The sequence below is a fragment of the Methylobacterium sp. Leaf104 genome, from assembly GCF_001422885.1.
Classification (GTDB): domain Bacteria; phylum Pseudomonadota; class Alphaproteobacteria; order Rhizobiales; family Beijerinckiaceae; genus Methylobacterium.
The window spans coordinates 156,618-174,686 of record NZ_LMMZ01000039.1 but is presented as its reverse complement, the minus strand read 5'-3'; the positions used below and the strand labels follow the sequence as shown (position 1 = coordinate 174,686).

15 protein-coding genes are annotated in these 18,069 nt (G+C 67.1%); 10 read left to right on the top strand and 5 right to left on the bottom strand.

Annotated elements, in window-relative coordinates; translation table 11 throughout:
• The first annotated feature begins 177 nt into the window (after positions 1-177).
• The 4 genes from ASF49_RS20485 to ASF49_RS23945 all read left to right on the top strand — a co-directional run bounded on the left by ASF49_RS20485 (position 178) and on the right by ASF49_RS23945 (position 3,322).
• Entirely contained in the window at positions 178-588 is a 411-nt protein-coding gene (locus ASF49_RS20485) for a CBS domain-containing protein (RefSeq protein ID WP_056477481.1), read from the top strand.
• A gap of 282 nt (positions 589-870) precedes the next feature.
• Complete coding sequence (locus ASF49_RS20480) at positions 871-1,152, top strand: hypothetical protein (RefSeq protein WP_055957098.1); 282 nt, start codon at positions 871-873, stop codon at positions 1,150-1,152.
• A 74-nt stretch (positions 1,153-1,226) separates the two neighbouring features.
• Positions 1,227-3,053, top strand: a complete 1,827-nt coding sequence (locus tag ASF49_RS20475; RefSeq protein WP_056477479.1) for a hypothetical protein — start codon at positions 1,227-1,229, stop codon at positions 3,051-3,053.
• Positions 3,054-3,160: 107 nt separating this feature from the next.
• Positions 3,161-3,322, top strand: coding sequence for a hypothetical protein (locus ASF49_RS23945; protein WP_156653116.1), 162 nt, complete (start codon positions 3,161-3,163; stop codon positions 3,320-3,322).
• 102 nt (positions 3,323-3,424) lie between these two features.
• On the opposite strand, the gene frc is transcribed toward ASF49_RS23945, so the two are convergent.
• Positions 3,425-4,699 carry a formyl-CoA transferase gene (frc, locus tag ASF49_RS20470; protein WP_056477477.1) on the bottom strand — a complete coding sequence of 425 codons (1,275 nt, stop codon included), beginning with the start codon at positions 4,697-4,699 and terminating at the stop codon, positions 3,425-3,427.
• Between the two features lie 185 nt (positions 4,700-4,884).
• Positions 4,885-6,666, bottom strand: coding sequence for an oxalyl-CoA decarboxylase (gene oxc / locus ASF49_RS20465; protein WP_056477475.1), 1,782 nt, complete (start codon positions 6,664-6,666; stop codon positions 4,885-4,887).
• A gap of 634 nt (positions 6,667-7,300) precedes the next feature.
• Between oxc and ASF49_RS20460 the strand changes: the two genes are divergently transcribed.
• A complete protein-coding gene (locus tag ASF49_RS20460; protein WP_056477473.1) occupies positions 7,301-7,993 on the top strand; it encodes a GntR family transcriptional regulator in 693 nt (230 codons plus the stop codon).
• Positions 7,994-8,014: 21 nt separating this feature from the next.
• On the opposite strand, the gene ASF49_RS20455 is transcribed toward ASF49_RS20460, so the two are convergent.
• On the bottom strand, positions 8,015-9,055 hold the full coding sequence (locus tag ASF49_RS20455; protein ID WP_056477472.1) for a sensor histidine kinase: 1,041 nt from the start codon (positions 9,053-9,055) through the stop codon (positions 8,015-8,017).
• On the bottom strand, positions 9,042-10,589 hold the full coding sequence (locus ASF49_RS20450; protein ID WP_056477470.1) for an ATPase domain-containing protein: 1,548 nt from the start codon (positions 10,587-10,589) through the stop codon (positions 9,042-9,044). Before ASF49_RS20450 ends, ASF49_RS20455 begins: the two co-directional genes overlap by 14 nt.
• A 288-nt stretch (positions 10,590-10,877) precedes the next feature.
• Between ASF49_RS20450 and ASF49_RS20445 the strand changes: the two genes are divergently transcribed.
• The 5 genes from ASF49_RS20445 to ASF49_RS20425 all read left to right on the top strand — a co-directional run bounded on the left by ASF49_RS20445 (position 10,878) and on the right by ASF49_RS20425 (position 15,988).
• Entirely contained in the window at positions 10,878-11,972 is a 1,095-nt protein-coding gene (locus ASF49_RS20445) for an OpgC family protein (protein WP_056477468.1), read from the top strand.
• Positions 11,936-12,895: an SGNH/GDSL hydrolase family protein gene (locus ASF49_RS20440; RefSeq protein ID WP_056477466.1), complete on the top strand. Its 960-nt coding sequence runs from the start codon at positions 11,936-11,938 to the stop codon at positions 12,893-12,895. Before ASF49_RS20445 ends, ASF49_RS20440 begins: the two co-directional genes overlap by 37 nt.
• A gap of 133 nt (positions 12,896-13,028) precedes the next feature.
• On the top strand, positions 13,029-14,336 hold the full coding sequence (locus ASF49_RS20435; protein WP_056477464.1) for a lipopolysaccharide biosynthesis protein: 1,308 nt from the start codon (positions 13,029-13,031) through the stop codon (positions 14,334-14,336).
• Positions 14,333-15,487 carry a GNAT family N-acetyltransferase gene (locus ASF49_RS20430; protein WP_056477462.1) on the top strand — a complete coding sequence of 385 codons (1,155 nt, stop codon included), beginning with the start codon at positions 14,333-14,335 and terminating at the stop codon, positions 15,485-15,487. Before ASF49_RS20435 ends, ASF49_RS20430 begins: the two co-directional genes overlap by 4 nt.
• Positions 15,488-15,568: 81 nt before the next feature.
• Positions 15,569-15,988, top strand: a complete 420-nt coding sequence (locus ASF49_RS20425; protein ID WP_056477460.1) for an FKBP-type peptidyl-prolyl cis-trans isomerase — start codon at positions 15,569-15,571, stop codon at positions 15,986-15,988.
• A gap of 52 nt (positions 15,989-16,040) precedes the next feature.
• Here the strand turns inward: ASF49_RS20425 and ASF49_RS20420 are convergent, their stop codons facing one another.
• Positions 16,041-17,141, bottom strand: coding sequence for a PAS domain-containing protein (locus ASF49_RS20420; RefSeq protein ID WP_056477458.1), 1,101 nt, complete (start codon positions 17,139-17,141; stop codon positions 16,041-16,043).
• Positions 17,142-18,069: the final 928 nt, after the last annotated feature.

Genomic DNA, 18,069 nt, shown 5'->3' with positions numbered 1-18,069 from the left:
TGTGGTCGGCCCGCCTCGGTCGTCGTCGCTGAGCCGCTTTGAGGTGGGAGGCGTGAACGACAAATCAGCGGATCTGTCGCGTGTTTCTGCACGATATTTCAATGAGCGCGTTGACAGCTGAAATTCTGTATACCAGGCTTTCTTCGCAAGACGTCACGAGTTCGGAGGATCGGCGCTATGAGCGCGAGCCAGAAGCCTGGCAGTCAAGCCTCGCGCGTGCGCCACATCCGTATGGACCGGTCCGTGCGCGAAGCGATGCGCCTCCTCTCGGCACCGGACGTCGATGCTTTGATCGTCGTGGACGGAGCCTGCGACGAGACTGCCTCCTTCATCGGAATACTCACGGAGCGGGAAATCTTCCGCTCCATGTCCGACAAGGGGCTGGAGACTCTCGACAGTTTGGTCTGGATGCTGACCACGCCGGAATTCGTCACTGCCGACGTGCGAACCCCGCCGGCGGACCGGCTGCAACTTTTCTGCGCGCACAAGACCAACCACATCGCCATCATGGACGGCCTCTGCCTGCACTCGATCCAGAGTATCTGGGATTGTGTTGCCGAAGCTCCACACGCATCGACCGCCCCATGACAGACCTTGGTTGAGATCGGAACCGTCATCGATCGGCGAAGTTCGTGTAGAAACGTTCGACGCTCGGATTCTGCACTGCGAAGGAGTCCTGTGGTTTTGAGCCGGAATCTTTTGCGGTGCCCAAATCTTGACGCGGAATGCGTTTGAACTCAGATTTTTTAGCCTCGCTCGACGGTGGGTGGGGCAGAGCAAAGCTGGCTCAAGAGAGCTGGCACCAATGATCGTTCGCGGCTTCGGCAAGGTGCCGTCATCCGCGATGAGGGAGTTGAAGGAGTGATCCCCATGCGTTTCCTGGCAATCCTCGACTGCCCGGTGATCTTCAGCGGCGAGAATAGCTATGGGATGACCAGCATCGACATGTGCCCGTCGACCGGGATCACGAGCGGGCTGATCAGTCGGCACGTGAAAGTGGTCGACGGTCGCCTGATCGCGGTCTGCATCTGGACCAGCGAGTTCTGCTGCCGCAAGTACTTCGATGCGGCTTGGTACGGCAAGGCAGCCGACCTCTGGGGCGACCAGTATCAACTTCGTCTCGAGGCGATCGAGGAACCCCAGGCCGCCTGAGTATACGCGCCTCAGAGACATCCGGGCGAGGATTTCAGGCGGTCCGGCCCACGCGGACAGCGGAGTGCTTCGGCATGACCAGCCATGCCCTGGCCAACCCGCCGCAGGTCGTCGATGCCGACGTCCACGGCCCCTGGAATCCCGGCATCGAATCGAGCTTGCCACGTTCGATCCTTCCATTGGCCACCGTCTTCCGCGCCGAGAACGTCGAGACTCATCTCGCCGACGCCTATGAGATGAGCGATGTCAGCGGGCTACCGCTGACTCAGGTCGTCCGTTTCCGCCCCGAGCGACTGGTGGTCCACGAGGTCCTGATCCGGGTAATGGCGGATCTCTCCGTTCCGATGGGACAGACCTACGGCGATCTCGGCGTGAATTTCCGCGCGATCGTCTCGACCATCCTGCGCGAGGGCATCTCGGATCATGCCCGGGAGATCGCCGCCCGCCATGCGGAGATTTGCTCCACCGCCGCCGCGCTCTTGGACAGCGAGATTGCCGCGATGCTGGACGAGCGTCATCTCTGTGCCAAGGTCACGGAGCCGGCGTCTTGGCTTCGCTTCTGGCGCCTGCGCGATCGGAGGACGAACCCTCACGTGCAGGAGAGATGGGACCCGGCGAGCCGGGCCGAGCACCATCTCGAGGCTTGGCAGGCTCGGGCGATCGCAACCGGCGATTCCCTCTCAGCAGCGGCCTGTGCAGCGCTTCGCTGCGTGGTCGCAAGTCTCATCGGCCGCCGTGGCTTCCTGATTCGCGACCGGGTGCTCCTCGGCAGGCTGGCCGGCACCCTCGTGTCGAACGGCTATGGTAGCCGCGCCCTGGGCGAGATGATCGAGCCCTGGATCCAGGAGATCGTGGCGCGCCATGGCTACGTCCGCCTGGAGGCACAGCCGACCCCGGTGATCCTCAACGTCAAGGGCTCCTCCGCATCTGGCAAGAGCACGATCCGGCCCTACCAGCGGGCACTGGTCGAGGCCCTGGGGCTCGACTGGCTGGACTTCGCGCTGATCACCCCCGACGTCTGGCGCAAGTTCCTGCTCGACTACGACAGTCTGGGTCCGGCGCGACGCTACGCCGGACCGCTCACCGGCCACGAGGTCGAGATCGTCGACCGCAAGCTCGACGGCTACATGGCGCGCAAGGCGGATGCCGGGCGCATCTCCCACCTCCTGATCGACCGCTTCCGCTTCGACAGCTTCGCGGTCAATCCCGGCACCGAGATGGGGAGCCAACTCCTCACCCGCTTCGGACATCAGGTTTACATGCAATTCATGATCACGCCGCCGGACGCCACGGTGGAGCGAGCCTGGAAGCGCGGCGAGCAGTTCGGCCGCTACAAGGCGGTGGAGGACCTGCTGGCGCACAATGTTGAGGCCTATACGGGCATGCCGCGGCTCTTCTTCACCTGGGTGCTGCGGCCCGACAAGGAGGTCCATTTCGAGTTCCTCGACAACAGTGTGCCAGAGGGCCAGCGGCCCCGCACTGTCGCGTTCGGGACGAACGGGATCATGAACATTCTCGACGTTCAGGTCCTGCTGGACATCGACCGTTATCAAGCGATCAACATCCAGGCTCGGGATCCGGAGGCGGTCTATGTCGGCGTTCCTCCCCCTGAAACGCTCGGGGCGATGCGCTTCCTGCGGGATTGCCTGCGCCGGATGACCATCATCCGCTTCGCCGATCACGCGACCGGGCGGGTGCTCGCGCATCTCGAGAACGGGCGCCTCGCCAGTCTCGCGCCGATGCTCGCCGAGGCGGACCCGATCGTGCATCGGGTGCTGACCGCCCTGGATGTGCTCTCGTCGGCGGGGGCGACCGTGGACACCGGCGAGGCCCTCCGGATCAACGGGGCATGCACCCTGGGTGCCTGGGGCGAGGACGCAGCGCCTGAACCACCGACCTGACCGCGTTCACAAAGGCGCGGCGTCAAGGAAAATTACTGGCGGCCACCTGTTCATTTGCAGTGCAGCATGAGAAAACTGCACCGCAATATGCCGTCAGGAGGCCGCCCGTGCTCGCATCCATCCTCGTAACGACCTTCGCCCTCATCGCCCTGCAGGTCGTGCTGGTGATCAAGCTCGCCGATTGGCAGTCGCAGGACAGCGGGTCCGTCGAGGGCCACAACGAGATCGTTGCGGGTGCCGGCCACGGCCGCTTCGCCGGCATCGCCTGAGTCGTTCGACCGTTCCGAGGAGCAGTCCTCCCAAAAGGAAGCGCGGCGTCGAGGGATCGAGGCCGCGCGAGTTGGGAGGAGAAACCGGGTTGAAGGACGGGACTACTCGGCGGCGATCTTCCGGACTGAGCCGATGGCACCGGACTCGGCGATCTTGAGGCGCTCGGCTTCCGAGTAGCCGAGGACCTCGGAAAGGATTTCCTCGGTGTGCTCGCCGAGCAGGGGCGACCGGGTGATTTCGGTCTCGCTCGCCGAGAGGCGGATGGGATTGCCCACCGTCAGGTACTTGCCGCGGGTGGGGTGATCGACTTCCACCACGGTGCCGGACTTGCGTAGGGATTCGTCCTCCGCGATCTCCTTCATGGAGAGGATCGGGCCGCACGGCACGTGCAGAGCGTTGAGGATCTCCATCGCCTCGAACTTGGTCTTCGACATCGTCCAGGATTCGATGCGGGTGAAGATCTCGTTCAGGTGCGGCAGGCGAGCCTTCGGTGTGGCGTAGTCGGGATGGGTCGCCCAAGCGGGTTCGCCAATGACGTCGCAGATCTGCGGCCACACAGCTCCCTGCGTGATGAAGTAGATGTAGGCGTTCGGGTCGGTCTCCCAGCCCTTGCACTTGAGGATACGGCCCGGCTGGCCACCCCCGGAATCATTGCCGGCGCGCGGCACCGAATCGCCGAACGGGATACCCTCGCCGAACTGGCTGTATTCCGGCAAGGGACCGCGCTCGAGGCGCTGCTGGTCGCGCAGCTTGACGCGGCACAGGTTGAGCACCCCGTCCTGCATGGCGCAGTCGACGCGCTGGCCGAGGCCGGTCTGAGTCCGGTGGTACAGGGCTGTGACGATGCCCAGCGCCAGATGGAGGCCGGTGCCGGAGTCGCCGATCTGGGCCCCCGTCACCATCGGGATATCGGTGCGGAACCCCGTGGTGGAGGCAGCACCGCCGACGCATTGCGCCACGTTCTCGTAGACCTTGCAGTTCTCGTAGGCGCCCGGGCCGAATCCCTTCACCGACGCGAGGATCATGCGCGGGTTGGCGACGTGGATCGCCTCCCAGGTCAGGCCCATCCGAGCGAGGGCACCGGGGGCGAAGTTCTCGACGAGGACGTCGCACTCGCCGATCAGGCGCCACAGTACCTCAATGCCCTTCGGATTCTTGGTGTCGAGGGTGATCGAGCGCTTGTTGTGGTTCAGCATCGTGAAATACAGGCTGTCCACATCGGGGATGTCCTGCAACTGCTGACGCGTGGCATCGCCCACACCCGGCCGCTCGACCTTGATCACGTCCGCGCCGAACCAGGCCAGCAGCTGCGTGCAGGTCGGGCCCGACTGGACGTGCGTGAAGTCGAGGATCTTGACGCCTTCGAGGGCTTTCATGGCACAGGCTCACCTATCCGGGAGACTTCAGCGCGGGCATTCGGCGAAACGACGATAGCGGGAGGAGGCCCTCCCGCGCGGCGTTGACGGCGCCCCCCTGGCCGGAGCGTGCGGAGCCCCCAGGGTAGGCCGCGCCGTGCCTCCGGAGACGAAGCCGATCTCCGGAGGTGCCGCTTTCCGTCAGATCAGGGGGTCTTCTTGCGAACCACTGTGCTCGTCGGGTTCAGGCTGCCGATGTTGCCACTCTCGGTGCCGGCGGCGGGGTCGATCACGGCGTTAATCAGGGTGGGCTTGCCCGAATCCATCGCCGCGTTGACCGCCTGGGAGAGCTCGTCCGGCGTCGTGACGTGGACGCCGACGCCGCCGAAGGCCTCCATCATCTTGTCGTAGCGCGAGTCCTTCACGAACACCGTGGTGCCGGGATCGCGGCCGGTGGGATCGGTGTCGGTGCCGCGATAGATGCCGTTGTTGTTGAAGACCACGATGCAGACCGGCAGATCGTACCGGCAGATCGTCTCGACCTCCATACCGGAGAAGCCGAAGGCCGAGTCGCCTTCCACTGCGAGGACCGCCTTACCGGTCTCGACGGCAGCCGCCACCGCGAAGCCCATGCCGATGCCCATGATGCCCCAGGTGCCGACATCCAGGCGCTTGCGCGGCTGGTACATGTCGATGATGCCGCGGGCGAGGTCGAGGGTATTGGCGCCCTCGTTGACGAGGATTGCGTCGGGCCGCTCCTTGATGATGGTCCGGAGTGCGCCCAGCGCTCCGTGGAAGTCCATCGGAGCCGAGTTCTTCTTCAGCTTCGAGGCCATTTTGGCGAGGTTCTCCTCCTTCTTGGTCCGGATCGCATCGGTCCAGGCCGCGGGGGGCGCCTGCCAGTTCTGGCCCATGCCGTCGAGGAGAGCGGTGACGCAGGAGCCGATGTCGCCGACCACCGGAGCGACAATCTCGACGTTCGAGTCCATTTCCTTCGGCTCAATGTCGATCTGGATGAACTTCTTCGAGCCGGGGGCGCCCCAAGTCTTGCCCTTGCCATGCGAGAGCAGCCAGTTCAGGCGCGCACCGACCAGAAGGACGACGTCCGCCTCCTTCAGGACGAGGGAGCGGGCCGCGCCGGCCGATTGCGGATGGGTGTCGGGGAGGAGGCCCTTGGCCATGCTCATCGGCACGTAGGGGATACCGCTGCGTTCGACGAGGTTGCGGACCTCCTCGTCGGCCTGGGCGTAGGCTGCACCCTTACCGAGGACGATGAGCGGACGCTTGGCGCCCTTGAGCACGTCGAGCGCACGGGTGATGGCACTCGGGGCCGGCAGCTGCGCGGGAGCAGCGTCGATCACCTTGACCAAGGACTTGGCGCCGGCCTCGGCGTCCATGACCTGGGAGAACAGCTTGGCGGGCAGGTCGAGATAGACGCCGCCTGGGCGACCTGAGACGGCGGCGCGGATGGCGCGGGCAACGGCGATGCCGATGTCAGCGGCGTGCAGCACGCGGAAGGCGGCCTTGCACAGCGGCTTGGCGATGGCGAGTTGGTCCATCTCCTCGTAGTCGCCCTGCTGGAGATCGACGATCTCGCGCTCGGAGGAGCCCGAGATCAGGATCATCGGGAAGCAGTTGGTGGTGGCGTTGGCCAGCGCCGTCAAACCGTTGAGGAAGCCGGGCGCGGAGACGGTCAGGCAGATGCCGGGCTTCTTGGTGAGGAAGCCCGCGATCGCGGCGGCGTTGCCGGCGTGCTGCTCGTGGCGGAAGGAGATGACGCGCATGCCGGCGGCCTGCGCGAGGCGGCCGAGATCGGTGATCGGAATGCCGGGCACGCCGTAGATGTTGTCGATGCCGTTGAGCTTCAGCGCGTCGATGACGAGGTGGAAGCCGTCGATCTGCTCACCCGCATGATCGGACGTGACACCGACGCCGGTCGCGACGTCGTGGACGGCCTGCGTGGATTCGGAGCCAGCGGTTCTATCCATGGTGTTTCCTCCAGTTTCGGCGCTTCTCGTTGGATGGAGCGCCATTCTTGGTCGTGTTCGAGCGTGACGGGCAGGGTTGGACGCGGGCGCGTTCCGGAACGTCCCGAGAGTGGAGCAGGGGCGTCGACCTGTGTTTTAGAAATCCTGACACTCAGTTCTGGTGGGCTCAGGTTTCCAGCCGGCCTCGGCCGAGAGATGCCGTACGATAACAGTCTTCGCCGGATCGATCACTCGGCGCTCCATGTGCGTTGCGAGATGAACCGGTCCGAGGATTGTGTTGGATGCAGTGCTGCCAGTCCCGACCGCCCGGTTGCCAGTTCAAGAATGGTGGCATACCAAATACCAAGTGTCAAACCGGATCTGGTCGAAGCGCGTAAGCCCGCGCCAGGCTTCGCCTTCGGGCGGGTCGTTGGCTGGAAGCGAGCGAAAGCGGCTGGTGCCGCGTGAGAGGAGCGGTCGGCTCGACGTCACAGCTTAGTGAGTCGACGCAGCTATGTTGTTGTTGCAGGGGGGATACTCAAATCTTGTCCCGGCTCAATCGCTCAGCTTTCCTTGTGTTCCGGGAGCGGGTTCGGCATGTTCCAGGCCAAATTGGCGGTGCGTCAGCGTCCTAGCGATCGTTCCAGGTGTAAGCATGGTTGAGTCCACGACCTTTCAGATCAAGCCGCTCGCCGCGACGTCGAGCTTGCGTGCGCTCGCCTATGATGCGCTGAAAGAAGCCATCACCAACATGAACATCTACAGCCAGCGCGACGAGGTCAGACTCGACGAGCGGAAGCTGTCGCAGGATCTGGGCGTTAGCCGTACGCCCGTCCGTGAAGCCCTTACGGTGCTTGAGCAGGAGGGCTTCGTCCGGTTCGAGGCCCGCCGCGGCGTCTTCGTCATCAAGAAGTCGAAGAAGGAAATCGTCGCCATGATCCAGGCCTGGTCGGCGCTGGAGAGCATGGCCGCGCGGCTCGCCTGCGAGCATGCCACCGACGAACAACTCGGCTGTCTGCGGGTGCACTTCCCCGAATTCTACGAGGGGCGTCCCACCGATCATATGGACGAGTACTCCGACGCCAACATCCGCTTCCACCAGAAGATCATCTCCCTGGGCGGCTGTGACGTGATCAAGGACATCACCAGCAACCTGCTCATGCATGTCCGCGGCATCCGCAACACCGCCCTGCGTCAGGGCGATCGGGCTGCGAACTCGATCAAGGAGCATGTCGAGATCATCCAGGCCCTTGAAGCGCGGGATGCGGAGCGCGCCGAGCGCCTGGTGCGCGAGCACGGCCTGGGCCTTGCCCGTCACGTCGAGAAGTACGGCGACTATCTCGACTGAGGGCGTCCGGACGGCGATCCCTCAGTAGGTCGGGACGAGCCGCTCCTCGGGCAAGGGCGCCTCCATGTGGAAGTGCAGGCCGCTCTGCGCATAGTCGATCGCCACGGTGGCATTGCACTGCTGGGCCAGAACGCGCTGCAGCAGGGTGGAGCCGAAACCCTTGCGCTTCGGAGGGGACACTGCAGGCCCACCGGATTCCGTCCAGTCGAGGGTCAGACGCCGCCCGGTCTCGCCGGGCACGACGTTCCAGACGATGGCAATCCGGCCGCCTGGCGCGGAGAGAGCCCCGTGCTTCGCCGCATTGGTGGTCAGTTCATGGAAGGCCATCCCGGTCGGGACGGCCAAGTCGGCCGCCAGCTCGATGACCGGTCCGTCGAGGTGGATGCGCTGACCCTGAGCGTCGTTGTAAGGGCTGAGCTCGTTCTCCAGCAGTTCGTGCAGCGGCGCGGTCTGCCAGTAATCCTCGGTCAGCAGCGTGTGCGTCTTACCCAGGGAGACGATCCGGTTCGAGAAGGACTGGTAGAAGGTCTCGACGTCGTGGGTCGAGCGCGCGGTGGCGCCGAGAAGCCCCTGCACCGTCGCCAGCGTGTTCTTCACCCGGTGATGCAATTCGCGAATCAGCAGGGCCTGGCGCTCGTGAGTCTTCTGGCGCTCGTCGAGATGGGCCGCCACCTCCCATTGACGCCGTCGGGCTCGCAGGGCCGAGCGGACGGCATTGGCGAGCACCGCCGGGTGGAACGGCCGCTCCAGCAGAGTGACGTTGCCGAGAAGTCCGCTCAAGCGCTCGTCGGGCGAGGCGCCGCGATGATTGAGCAGGATGAAGGGGAAGTCGGACCAGGGGGGCTGGCGCTCGGACCATTCGGCGATCGCCCGGCGGTCGGAATGCAGGAGCGCCTCCTCGGTGATCACCGCGCAGGCGGCCGCGTCGAGGTCCGCCACGAGGTCGGCCAAGCTGATTTTGATCCGCGAAGCGATGCCGACCTCTGCCAGGATCGCCGCGGCAACCCGCGCATCGCGACCGCCAGGGGCCAGGATCAGGGCGAAAGGCTCAGGCTGCGCCATGGGATCCCGACGGGCTGCCGGTGATCTGCGTGGCTGCCGGCGGCCGATCGTCGAGGAGTTCGGCGCGGCTGCCCTCGAATGTCGGCACGCCGGTGAGCACGCCGCGGAAATCCTTCAGGACCGCTCCGACCCGCAGTCCCCGGGAGTCGATCCGGAACTCACGGATCGTGTCCTCGTGGGGGCCGGTACGCTTCTTCAGAACCGAGAGGGCACGGCGCACATGGCCGCCTGCCTCGAAGAAGCGCAGCATCACCACGGTGTCACTGACGTAAGTGAGGTCGACCGGTGCCTCCATCCGCCCCACCATGCCGTGTTGGGCGAGCACAAGAATCGTCACCACGCCCTGCTGGTTCAGGTAGGTGGTCATCTCGTGCATCTGCAGCACGAGGTGCGGCTGCCCTGTCATGGCGCTCATGTAGCCGGTGAGACTGTCGATGATCACGACGCGCGCCTGGTCGGTCTCGACCGCGTCACGGATGCGCCCGGCGAAGTCGCCCGCCGAGATGTCGGCCGGGTCCATCTGCTCGATCCTCAGGCGGCCGGACGCGATATGAGGGCCGATCGCGAAGCCGATCCCAGTGGCGCGCCGTTGCAGGATGCCGACGGTCTCGTCGAAGCTGATGATGAGCCCGTGCTCGCCGCGGTCGAGCGCAGCCATGAGGTAGCCGAGTGCCAGGGTGGATTTGCCGGCGCCCGAAGGGCCGATGATGAGGCTCGTAGTACCTCGATCGAGGCCGCCCCCGAGGACCGCGTCGAGCTCCGGCACACCGCAGGCGACCGTCTCGGCCTCGAACGTGGCATGGTGGTCCGCCGCGACGAGTCGGGGGAAGATGCGCACGCCGCCGCGCTTGAGCACGAAGTCGTGGTAGCCGCTCTCGTAGGGCGTACCCCGCATCTTGATGACGTGGAGCCGGCGGCGCCCGGCCCCGTAGGTCGGCGTCACTTGCTCCAGCCGCAGCACCGCGTGGCTGATCGAGTGCAGGTTGAGGTCGTCGTCTTCGGAGCTGAGGTCGTCGAGCATCAGTACGGTGGCGTCGTTGAGCAGGAAATAGCTCTTCAGCGCCAGCACCTGTCGCCGGTAGCGCAGGGAACCCTGCGACAGAAGGCGAATCTCCGACAGGCTGTCGAACACCACTCGGACCGGATTCACGCGCTCGATCTCGGCCAGGGCCATCCGGACCGTCTCGCCGAGTTCGAGGTCGGAGGAATGGATGAGGCTCTGCTGCTGCTCGGAATCCAGGCTGAGTTCGGGCGGCACCAACTCGTATATCTCGATGCCGTCCAGGGACCAGCCATGGCGCTCGGCGACGGACAGGAGCTCGCGCCGGCTCTCCGAGAGCGTGATGTACAGGCCACGCTCGCCCCGCTTCAGGCCGTCGAGGAGGAACTGCAGTCCGAGTGTGGTCTTGCCGCTGCCTGGCCGCCCCTCGATGAGGTGGGCGCGTTGGGCCGCGTAGCCGCCGTGAAGGATCTCGTCGAGGCCCGGCACTCCGGTCGGGATCGGCGCGGCGTCGCCGGCGACGGGGGTCTGCATGGATGATTCCGCAACGTATCGAACGAGGCCCACCATAGGTCCGAGGCCCCGCGACGTCGCCGGTATTTATGCCACACCGCCCGTGCGATGCGACCCGGCCGCCCGGCGTGGCGCGCGACGCGCCGCGACCTGGCCGACGGCATCGTCGGACCTCAGGCTCGATCTCGGCGAAGGTTGCCCTTTGCAGAACCGCGAGGGCGCCGTATCAGGACCGGCCCTTGCAGCGCGGCCGCGACGTCCAGCGCGCCCAACGCCTGTCCTTTCGAGCTGCCGGAGTGCGGAGACCCGATGCGCGAACCGAACGCGGTGGATTTCTGGCGGGGTCTCGCCCTCGTCACGATCTTCGTGAACCACATCCCCGGCAACACCTTCGAGCGCTACACCTATTCACAGTACGGCATCTCGGATGCGGCCGAGCTGTTCGTGTTCCTGGCCGGCTGGTCGATCGGGATCGCCACGCGCAACCGCGACGGCAGCCCGGAGCCGCGCCTGAAGACCGTGCTGCGACTGATGTCGCGCACCATCGAGGTGTACCGTGCTCAGATCACCACGATGGCTCTCGCCCTCGGCATGATCGCCGGCACCGCCCTGGTGCTCGACAACCCCCTGCTCCTCGAGTGGCACAATGCCGGTGGATTCTTCGCCGATCCGATCCAGACCATGGTCGGCTTCGTCCTGCTGACGCACCAGCTCGGCTTCTTCAATATCCTGCCGCTCTACGTGGTGCTCCTCGGCATCGCGCCGGTCTTCGTGCTGATCGGGCGGGTCAGCCGCCTCGCCGCGCTGCTCCTGTCCTTCTCGCTCTATGCAGCGAGCCTCGTCTTCGAGTGGAACCTGCCATCCTGGCCGGGGGAGGGGGATTGGTTCTTCGATCCCTTCTGCTGGCAGCTCCTCCTCGTCCTCGGCTTCACCATGCAGGACTTCAGCCGGACCTCGTCCTGGCTGAAGCGCTGGTCGCGCCGCTTCGTCCCCCTGGGCGTGGTGATCGTGCTTACCGGCATCGTCCTGTCGGTCCTCGAGTTGCGGCCCGATCCACTTCTCGTGCCGGATCCGCGCCTCGTCTTCACCTTCGACAAGACCTACCTGTCGCCGGCGCGCGTCATCCATTTCCTCGGCGTGCTCCTCGCCTTCCAGACCCTCTATGCCTTCCTCGCACCGCGCCTGGGCTGGATCACGGCCTTCCTGGCCAGCCTCGGACGCAATTCGCTGGCGGTCTTCTCCATCGGCTCACTGCTTAGCCTGGCCGCGCAGCTTGTGCGCTTCTGGACCGGCGGCGGTGTCGTTGTGGACGTTTTCGTCGTAGGGTTCGGCCTGTTCGCACTGGGTTTCACCGCATGGTTCGTCGAATGGCGCTCCCGCAAGCCGCGGCTCTCCTCACCCTGAGCCTCGCTCTCCTCTGCCACCTGGGCGGGGGAGGAGTCTGTGCGCAGGAGCCGGCGGCACACCAGGATCCCGCCAAGGTCGGGTCTCCTCCGCCGACGGTCGTCTCCCCGCCCAGCGTCGCGGTGGCCGGCCAGGGCGCGGATGCGGAGGCCGTCGACGTGACCCTGTCGCCCGAATGCCGGGTGCCCGGCTCGAAGCTCTACACTCTGGCCCGTCTCGGCGCGGTCAAGGCCGCTCTCAAGGAGAAGCGCCCGGTCCGCGTCCTGGCCATCGGCGCCTCGACGATGGGGCTCGGCTCCTCCGCCACGTACCCGGTGAAGCTGGAGACGGCTCTGGAGCGGTCCCTGCCGGACGTCGACGTGGTTGTGGAGAGTCGGGGTCTGCAGGGCGAGATCGCATCCGGCGCTGGCGAGAGGCTGCGCAGCATGGTGGCCGAACTGGAGCCCGACCTCGTCATCTGGCAGGTCGGCTCCCACGACGCCCTCGCACGGGTCGATCTCGACGCCTTCGGCACGGCCCTCGACGAGACCGTGCAGTGGATCAAGGGACACGAGATCGACGTCGTGCTCGTGAGCCCGGTCTACACCGCAAGTCTCGCTGCGGACGATTATTATACGAGCCTCGTGCGCAAGGTGCAGGAGGTCGCCCTGCGGGAGGGCGTGCCGCTGGTCCAGCGCTACGAGGCCATGCGCTATCTCGCCCGCCGCAACGACAAGGGCGAGGGGCATCTGCTCGGCAGCCAGTTTCGCCTGAACGATCTTGGGCTGCGCTGCATGGCAGAGCATGTCACCCGAGCCATCACGCTGTCGCTTCTCCAGCCCGACCCGGCCTCGACGGGCAGTGCCGGTCGCCCCGCACTAACCCTGGCACCGCCGAAGGATTCGGCCGGGGCCAAGGCCGCGCCGGCACCCGCCGGGCCGTGAGCGCAAAGTCTTAACCGATCGGCTTAACTGCTCCGCAACGGCGCGGAGCCTATACCTGCCCGGATCGGGCGGGGGCCATTCGGTGAACACAGCGACGGACAGGATCGGAGCCGCCGGGCTGTGGAGCGGCCTGATGCGCCTGCGTACCGGTGCAGCCGGAGCGGCGATCCACGTCTTCGCGATCCGTATCGGTGCGGCCGGCTTCGCCTATGTCGGGCAGGTCCTGATGGCGCGCCTCATGGGCGGCACCGAGTACGGGATCTTCGCCGCCATCTGGGTCTGGATCGCGATCCTCGGGCATTCGGCCACCCTCGGCCTCTCGCAGGGCGCCTGCCGCTTCATGCCGGCCGATCAGGCTCGTGGCGACCTCGCCGCCGTCCGTGCCTATCTCGTCGGCGGGGGGATCGTGACCCTGGCGAGTGCCATCGTCATCGCGCTCGGCGGCCTCGCCTTGATCTGGGTCGAAGGGTCCCTGCTGGAGGGACCCTTTGCGGCCCCGCTCCTGGTCGCGGCGCTCGTCCTGCCGCTCTTCGCCCTTCAGGATTACTGCGAGGGCGTCGCCCGCGGCCAGAACTGGGCCGTACTCGCCATCGCGCCGCCCTACCTCCTGCGCCAGGGCCTGATCATGATCGCGATGCTCGCGGCGGTAGGGTTTGGGGCTCCGGCGGAAGCCCGCATCGCGGTTCTCTGCACCCTCGTGGCAACGGGCGTCGCCGTCGCGGTCCAGGCGACCCTGCTGCTCCGGAGCCTGCGAGCTGTCCTACCTGCAGGACCGCGCCGCTACGCTTGGCGACGCTGGTTTCGCGCCTGCCTTCCGATCGCCGCCAGCGATCTCGCCAGTGCTGCTTCCAGCTTCATCGACGTCGTCGTGCTGAGCCTGCTCGTCTCACCGGCGACGGTCGGGCTCTACTTCGCGGCGACCCGGATCCAGCAATTCGTGGTCTTCGTGCATTTCGCCGCCACCGCCGCCACCGCACAGCGCTTCGCTGCGGCCCATGCCGCCGGCGACCGGGTGCGCCTGGCCGATCTCGTCACCCTGCAGGCGCGCCTGACGCTGGTCGCCACCGCCCTCATCGGGATCGCAGTGATGGCGGCCGCGCCCCTCCTGCTCGGCCTGTTCGGGCCGGAATTCCGGGACAGCCTGCCCATCCTCGCCGTCCTCGTCGCCGGCAGCATCGCCGCCAGCGCCTTCGGTCCCGGCGAGGATCTGCTCAACATGCTCGGCGGCGAGCGCTTGGCCGCCGGTATCGCCCTGGGAATGCTCGTCCTCGCCGGTGGGCTCTGCTTCGCGCTGGTCCCGGCGCTCGGCGTGATCGGGGCGGCGCTGGCGATGGCGATGGCCACCGTCGTGCGCGCCGTCGCCATGGCCTGGGCGGCCCATGCCGTCCACGGCCTGGTCACTCCGGTCCGGATCCACCTGTTCGGAAAGCCGGGCCGATGAGCGCCGGCCACGCCCGGCGGATTGCGGCGCCGGCCTACACGCACGCGATCACCACGCTGGCATCCCTCGGATGCGAAGCGGCGGCCTGGGACGACCTCTCGGCCCGCTCCGGTGACGGGCATCCGTTCTTCGGCCGGCACGCGATGCAGGCCCATCTGGCGAGTGGTCTTTCAGCGCCGGACCTGCGGGTGGTCGTCGTGCACGGGCCGGATCGTCTGGAAGCGGTGCTGCCGTTTCGCAGGTCCTACGATATCTGCGGCGTCGGTCGGCCGGTGGCGCTGCCGTTCGTATCCCCCTTCATCACCGCGACCGCGCCCCTGGTCGCCGCAGGTCCCGACCGGCCCGCGATCCTGGCCGCACTCGTCGAGGGCCTCGCCGCTGCGTCGGGCGGACGCGCTTGGCGCTGGCCGCTCCTCTCGGTCGCGGCGCCGCTGGGCCGCGACCTGGTTTCGGCGATGAAGGCGGCCGGCTGGGATCTCGGCGAGGTCGCGCGGTTCGAGCGCCCGGTCCTGGAGCGGCGCGCCGACCACGGCGCTTTCCTCGCCGGGCACCCGCATCCCTCACGGCTCAAGGATCTGCGCCGCCGGCAGCGCCGCCTCGCCGAGAGCGGCGCCGTGAGGCTGGAGACCGCGACGCGGGGCCCTGCCCTGGCGCGGGCGGTGGAGGATTTCCTCGGGGTCGAGGCTGCGGGCTGGAAGGGCGCGGCGGGCAGCGCCATGGCCTGCCGGCCGGCGCATGCGGCCTTCGCCCGGGCGCTGTTCCGGGCGGAGGGCGGTCCCGTCGGCATCCGGACCGACACGCTGATGCGGGACGGGACGGCCTTGGCCGTCAGTCTGGCCCTGGTGGCGAACGGGACCGCCTATCTCCTGAAGACCGCCTACGACGAGACCGCTCGCGCCTTCGCGCCGGGTCTCGTTCTGGAGGCCGAGATCGTGCGGGCGCTGCACGCGGAGGGCTTCGCCGACCGGCTCGATTCCGCCACCCTGGCGGGGTCCGCCCTGGAGAGCCTGTATCGGGAACGCGACACCGTCGCGGAGATCATCGCGGTGCCCGAGGGCGCGCGCGGTCTGATCGGCCTGGAGCGGCGCCTCCGGCTCGCCCGCTTCGAGGAGACGGCGCGGGACGAGGTCCGGCGCCTCCTGCGGCGCTGAGGGCGTTCCCGGCATGGGGCCTGTGACGTGCTCCCCAGTCCGTGCTACTGCGCCGCCTCGGCATGCCAGACAGGACTTTCCATGCGCCGTCCCCTCTATGCCCTCACCGGAGCCTTGATCCTCGCCATGACTGCATCCGCATCCGCCGAGACCATCACCACCCCCTCGGGCCTCCAGTATCGTGACGAGGTCGTGGGCACCGGCCCCGAGCCGAAGGCCGGGCAGAAGGTCAGCGTCCACTACACCGGCTGGCTCGACGAGGGCGGCAAGCCCGGCAAGAAGTTCGATTCCTCGCGGGATCGCGGCACCCCGTTCACCTTCACCCTGGGCGCCGGCCAGGTGATCGCCGGTTGGGACACGGGCGTGGCCACCATGAAGGTCGGCGGCAAGCGCACCCTGATCATCCCGCCCGACCAGGGCTACGGCCCGCGCGGCGCCGGCGGCGTGATCCCGCCCAACGCCACCCTGATCTTCGACGTCGAGCTTCTCGGCGCGCGCTAGTATACCACGCCGGTCGCGTCGAGGTCGCGCGACCGGCGACCCTCCAGACGCGTCACACCCCGGCGGGTGGCGCGGATCGGGTGGCGGACGGCCGGTGGACCAGGCCGACCTCGCCGGACAGGCGGGCGACGAAGGTGATCCCGGCGGCCTCCAGGGCCTGCCGGATGGCGGCGCGGGTCCGTGGCCGCAGGGCGGCGCCCCCGCTCTCCTCGAAGCGCTTGATGCTCGAGCCGGAGACCTCGGCGGCGGCCGCGAGGTCCGGGATCGACCAGTTCAGCATCGCTCGGGCGCTCCGGATCAGCGCACCGGAGACGTCGGTCAGGGCGACATCGTCGGGCTGGGTCATCACGCTGGCGGTGCTCGTCATGTCGATGACGAGGCCGATCCATTCCCGCACCGACCGGTCGGGGTTGCGGACCGGGACCGCCCGGCTGCTGACCCAGCGGTAGTTTCCGTCGGCCCGGCGCAGGCGGTAGTTGGCCTCGTAGGGTTCGCTGCGGCCGAAGGCCGTCGCCCAGGCCTGGGCGGCGCGCTGGCGGTCGTCGGGATGGATCGCCGAGACCCAGCCGCCGGCATGCCACTCCTCCGGGGTCTGGCCCGTCAGCGCGCACCAACTCGGCGACGGCCGGCGCACCCCGTCCGGCGTCATCAGCCAGACGACCGCGGCGATCGCCTGGACCAGGCCCTCGTAGCGGGCCTGGTTGCGCAGGACCGCCTGCGTGGTCTCGTGGCGTCCGGTGACGTCGAGGAGGATGCCGTCGGCCCGCACCGGGCAGGCATCGGGTCCCAGGACCACGTTCCCCTTGAACTCGACCCAGCGGACCGTGCGGTCGAGGCGAACGATGCGGAAGCCGCGATCGACGGGAATCCCGGTCCGCAGGGCGGCCGCGACCTCCTCGAAGACCTCGCCGTCCTCGGGATGGACGAGATCGCGCAGCGCATCCATGCGGGTGGTCTGCGGGGACAGGCCCGTCAGGCGCGCGATGCCGTCCGAGATGGTGAAGGCGCCCGATCGGACGTCGAAGGACCAGAGCCCGATCTGCGCGAGTTCCTCCAGCAGCCGGAGGACCTGGGCGTGCGAGGCCTGAACGGGCTGGCGCGAATCCTCCCTCGACAGCGACAGTCCGGACCGGATGACGCGCGCGGAAAGCAAGGGATCATCTCTCATGACAGGCTGTGGGCACGCATGACCTATTCGTACTTTAGTCCAATGGGATCGGATGTCGATGCTTGTCCAGGTGCAGGCAAGATGTACGGATAAACGTCATCGAAAATGTCGCTTTATGTTTATCGTCCTAGGTCAGACCGAGCGGGCATCGGTATCGACACGGCACGAGAAACATCGACGAGATCCTATGGTCTCGGACGACTGGCCTTCATGGTTGGCTTCAACCTCAGGTATTCGGGCCTTCTGAGCCTCGGGATGGAAGTCCCGAAGGGGTCTGGATCCGGTCGGATCGGCGCGCAGGACAAGCGCCCGCCGAGGATGTATTGAACGGGGTTCTCCGATCGCGATCCGAACGGCGAGTCGGGCCCACGAAGACCTCACGGCAACTTGGCGTCCCGTGTTCGGGTGTTTCGCGGCGGCGATTCAACGAGGAAGAAGGACTACGGTCCTGGTCCGAGGGTGGGGCGGCGACGATCGAAGCCGCGGCGGATGAAGTCTTACAGCGGGTATTTGCCGTCGGGGTGCAAGCATCAGGCGCCAAAAATTCTCGTGAAACGTCCGTATGGCCTTCAATCTTCCGTGATAAATGCTTGCGAATGCAGTGCAGGCGCCGCTTTCTATGCGACCTGTCGGTGATTCATGAATGCGAATACAACGCATCGTGTGCGGCCTCGGCGACCGTGCCGGGCCGCGCCATCCGGGTCGCGACGCGGCCCGATCCGTCCGCCCTCCGGTCCCGCGCCGAACCGAAGGCTGACATCGGGCGCCGGTCGTAGCCGCCCGCGTCCGATTCGGTCTTCCGGCCCTGGAAAGACGCGGGCGCCGGTGCTCAAGTGCCCGCGAGGTGGCGTGCACCGCGAGCGAGTCGCGGGCAGGCAGGGGATCGGCCACGGGGATCGGCGACCGAGCGATG